The organism is Streptomyces sp. NPDC042336 (assembly GCF_055581985.1).
The window spans coordinates 1-3,787 of record NZ_JBVJEA010000082.1 but is presented as its reverse complement, the minus strand read 5'-3'; the positions used below and the strand labels follow the sequence as shown (position 1 = coordinate 3,787).

The 3,787-nt window shown below is 63.9% G+C and carries 4 protein-coding genes and 1 pseudogene; 2 read left to right on the top strand and 3 right to left on the bottom strand.

The window, feature by feature from the left end; translation table 11 throughout:
- Window positions 1-99 (top strand): annotated as a pseudogene (locus ACZ6IM_RS42390) (IS5/IS1182 family transposase); the annotation flags it as partial.
- Here ACZ6IM_RS42390 and ACZ6IM_RS42385 read toward each other — a convergent pair.
- From ACZ6IM_RS42385 to ACZ6IM_RS42375, 3 genes are all read right to left on the bottom strand, one after another.
- Window positions 78-1,457, bottom strand: a complete 1,380-nt coding sequence (locus ACZ6IM_RS42385; RefSeq protein ID WP_469564583.1) for a toll/interleukin-1 receptor domain-containing protein — start codon at window positions 1,455-1,457, stop codon at window positions 78-80. The pseudogene ACZ6IM_RS42390 and the gene ACZ6IM_RS42385 sit on opposite strands and share 22 nt — an antisense overlap.
- Window positions 1,458-1,701: 244 nt before the next feature.
- A complete protein-coding gene (locus ACZ6IM_RS42380; RefSeq protein WP_469564580.1) occupies window positions 1,702-2,280 on the bottom strand; it encodes an ASCH domain-containing protein in 579 nt (192 codons plus the stop codon).
- Window positions 2,277-2,804 carry a hypothetical protein gene (locus ACZ6IM_RS42375; RefSeq protein WP_469564577.1) on the bottom strand — a complete coding sequence of 176 codons (528 nt, stop codon included), beginning with the start codon at window positions 2,802-2,804 and terminating at the stop codon, window positions 2,277-2,279. The genes ACZ6IM_RS42380 and ACZ6IM_RS42375 overlap by 4 nt, the downstream gene beginning before the upstream one ends.
- A gap of 380 nt (window positions 2,805-3,184) precedes the next feature.
- On the opposite strand from ACZ6IM_RS42375, the gene ACZ6IM_RS42370 reads away from it, so the two are divergent.
- Complete coding sequence (locus ACZ6IM_RS42370) at window positions 3,185-3,601, top strand: DUF5958 family protein (protein ID WP_121715526.1); 417 nt, start codon at window positions 3,185-3,187, stop codon at window positions 3,599-3,601.
- Window positions 3,602-3,787 lie beyond the last annotated feature (186 nt).

Here is a 3,787-nt window from a genome sequence, read left to right as displayed (position 1 = left end):
CGCCGTCTGCACCGCCGCTACGAACGCAAGCCCGAACACTTCCTCGCCTTCACGGCCATCGCCGCGACCCTCATATGTCACCGCCGCCTGACCAAGTGAAATGAGGTCTTAAGGAGCTGGCGTCCAGTCGTGGCGTCCCAGACGGCAAGATGGAAGCTGTACTCCGGCTGCTCGGGCGAGTAGAAGGTGGCAGCTAGTCGTTGTCCATCGCCAGAAAATGCGAACGATCGAAGCCTCTTAAACGCCGTAGCCAGTACTTCGCCATTGCTGGCAGTGATCGTCCGAAGTCGCTTTTGGTTGTTCACGTCCCAGATGTCGATCTGGTTGTATGGTCGCTCGACCGCCAGCACGCTCCCATCCGTACTGAATTGCAATCCGCCGCCGTCTTGCGGCCACGCCCCTCCCTTGAGGTTCGGCAGCGCCTTGCGTGCTCTGATGTCGTAGAGGTGAATATGCTGTGCTCCACCGGATGGGGCATCAGGGTCAAAGTCCGAGTAGTACGCCAGCACGTTCCCATTACCACTGATCGCTACGTTTGTCGCACTGACATGCGCTGCGCCGTGAAAGTTGGCCACTTCCTCGTTATCTGCTTGAAGGTGCTGGGTCACACTGTCATTGGCCACGACGGCTTGTGCTAATGCTTGCGCTGACTCGCCCGTGGGTTGGACGGCTTGGGCATACAGTGCGAACTGGGCGGCCTTACGCGGATCCTTGTCGACCATATCGAGTGCACGGGCTGCAAGCGCCTGTGAGGCGGAGGTTCGGGCGCGAGCAAGGGCTTCGCCACGTTGTTGCCAGGCCACGACGCCAGCAGCGATGGCAACCAGCAGTAAGACAATGAGAGTGGCCACCATGGATTGGAGGCGTCGGACCGCTTTCCGCTGCATGCGCAGGTCGGCACTGTCCAGGGCATCTTTGGGCATCCCGTGGAGGGCCGATGCGAGGCTGGCCATTCGGTCGCGGAACTCGGTGCCTGGAGCCATGGATCGCTCGTCGGTCTCACGGAAGGACCTGAGGTCGACATAGAGGGGTTCGGTGGCGAAGGCGCCCTGCAACTCGAGAGGAAGGGCGTTCGTGCGGTACCAGTTGAAATCACCGGCGGTCGGGTCCCACTCGATGCTGCCGTCACTGAGCGCGATGAGGAAGTGGTCCATGCTGTGGTTGTGACGCCAGTAGTGGATCTCCTCGCGCACCCACCGTGACTCTGCGGCCTCGGGGGATGCCAGGTAGATGAAGTAACGAGATTCGCTCAGCGCGGCCTTGATGGAACCACCAAGATCGTGACTAGCACTGAGGCTGGTGGTATCCCGGAACACCTTGGCCCCTCCTCGGCGGAGCCAAGGTGTTCGGAGGAAGCTCTGCAGTCCCTCTTGGAGCGCTTTGGCAAGCGGTACATCCCGTTTGTGGCTGTAAGAGATGAAAGCGTCACGTTCCAAGATCGCGTCCCCGGATGTCACTGAGTTGTACTGATCGATGCAACTCGTAGGGTGACATGGTGAGTTCGCGATCGGGGAAGGTTTGAGGGATGAGTTTGCGACAGAGGTTAGGACGGCGGCGACGTGGGGACGGCAACTTCAGGCCGAAGCAGGTCTCGGTCAAACTTTCCATTCCACTCGTCTGCGAAATCAGCGGGGTCTGGGAGCCAGTGGAGGCCGAACGGCAGGCAGCATGGGAGCTGCACGGTGAAGCTGCCTGTGGTTCTTATTGGGGGCCGACTGTGAGCAGGGCTGCGGAACGCATGCTGTCGGACGCGCCGACGGGGCGGGCCTGGGCGGGCTGCAGGGGTGCAGAGCGAGAAGTGTGGCCGGTGGGTCGGGGCATGGCCACGCGATCCAGGAGTTCGCCGGCGGATTCGTGGCCGCAGACGAGTTGTCGCAGGGCTTCTCGGGTGAGGTAGCGGTAGCTCTGCGGGGGGTGGAAGGCGCTTGCTGCGCGCAGGTGAGCCAGCGGAACGGTGCTGGTCAGGGGGTGGGGGTGGTCGATAACGAGGGCGGAGGCCTGAGCGGCACCGTCCATATACCGCGTGTACTCGGCTTTGCTGATGCCGCATGCTGCGTTGTGCCGGCGCCAAATCTGTCCGGGAGCGGCGGTGTCCACGCCGGTCAGGCGGGCCGTTCCCGTCAGTGCCATGACAGGGGACGTCGCGTAGATGATCACTGGTGTGCCGGGTGGGACGGCGACGCGCTGCCGCCGTAGTTCTACCGTTTTGCCGCCATTGAGGATGGCTGTGGCGAACCGCGGGTGGAGCGAGAGCAGCAGGGCTCGGTCTGGCGTGTTCACCGCAGTCGGTGGCCTTCCTCGTACAGGGCACGGAACAGCTCGGGTGAGATCCTGAAGACCGACTGTACGTTGACCCTCTGCCCGTACCGATCACCGAGCTGTACAAGCCGCTTGTATGGGACTGGAGATGGGAAGAGCCCGGTGTTGGAAAAGTGCAGGGCCATAGCTTGTCCGGTCTGCTTGCCGGTAATTTTCAGCACGTCCTTGCGGCGGTAGACGCCGAGGTGCTTGAACTGTCGGTTTAACTGTTCGCCGCCGTCGGTTACGCACTGCTCCAGCCTCGAGCAGGCAAAGACGGAGGAGACGCCCATGGTGTTGTCGCTGCTGGCGTACCAGAGGACGCGTGCGGGTGCGGTCTCGCCTCGCGGGCGCGGGGAGCGGTAATACACGTGCTCGCGGCTGAGGCCGAGGTTGTGGTCGCGCGAGAGGAGTCCTTCAGGGTAGCCGAACAGCTCGTAGGCCCACCTCGGGCGGACCGGGACGAGGAAGTCGGCAGCTGCGCATCGGTGATCTTTAACGGCCACCAGGCGTGCTCGACAGCGGGCGCTGCGGCGGCGGGCAGCGGCGTGGTAAGCGGAGGCAGCGTCAGACCGAGCCGTGTGGCGATCGAGGCCACATGGGCGTCGAGAGCTGTGGTGTCGGTGATCCGGTCCAGGACGAGCGCGACGATGCTGGCGTCGCCGGCCGGGCGGAATGCGTCCTACTTGGCGGCTGCCAGCACGGCGCGCTGCGGGTGGGGGTCGCTCAGCCGGAGGACCTCGACTCCCTCGGTACGGCATCGCTGGCGTAGCAGGAACAGTAGCTGCCGGGCGAGGGTGGCGCCTAGTACTCCAGTGCGACTTCGTGATCTGGTTCGATGACCTTGCAGGGTAGGCAGCCAGGCTTGTTGTGGAGGTGGGGCGGGATGGACGGACGCACGGTCATCCTGAACGAGTTGGCGCAAGGCATCCGTCCGCTCGTCCAGGGCGTCGGCTGGTTCGAGGGCCTCGCCGATACTGAGCAGTTCGAAGTCCTACGCGACCTGGCAGGGTTCTGCATCCAGGCCCGCGCAACCAGCGATGACGGGCCGGAGAGCATCCGCAGAGCTGGCATCCGGCCCACCCACACCCCGGCCGTGCTGGTCACGCGCGGACGCCTCACCGAGCAACTGACAAAGATCATCAACCTTCCGCAGGACGAGCGTGTCAAGGCATTCCGGCTGCTGGTCGCACTTCTTGGCGTCGCTGATGAACGGCGGCAGCTCCGCCTCTGTGCTGGCGGGTGCGGGCATGCCTGGCACCACCTGAGAACCGGAGCGGGAACCGAAACGGCCACCGCGTGATCATCGGGGGTTGTGTGGACTCCTGAAGATCGTGCGATGGCCGCGGGCCACAGCATAGACGCGGCCCGATGGCGGGCGATGTTCGACCAGGCCATGGGCCTTGACCCCGAATCCTGGACACGGGTTACGCGGCTTGTGCCAGCGTAGTTGGTGCGAGTTGGAGGGCGTCCTCGAAGGCGATCGGTG

What these genes read in the sequence shown, in the direction of transcription:
- ACZ6IM_RS42370 (WP_121715526.1), top strand. Translation starts at nt 3,185, where the DNA reads ATGGACGGACGCACGGTCATCCTGAACGAGTTGGCGCAAGGCATCCGT.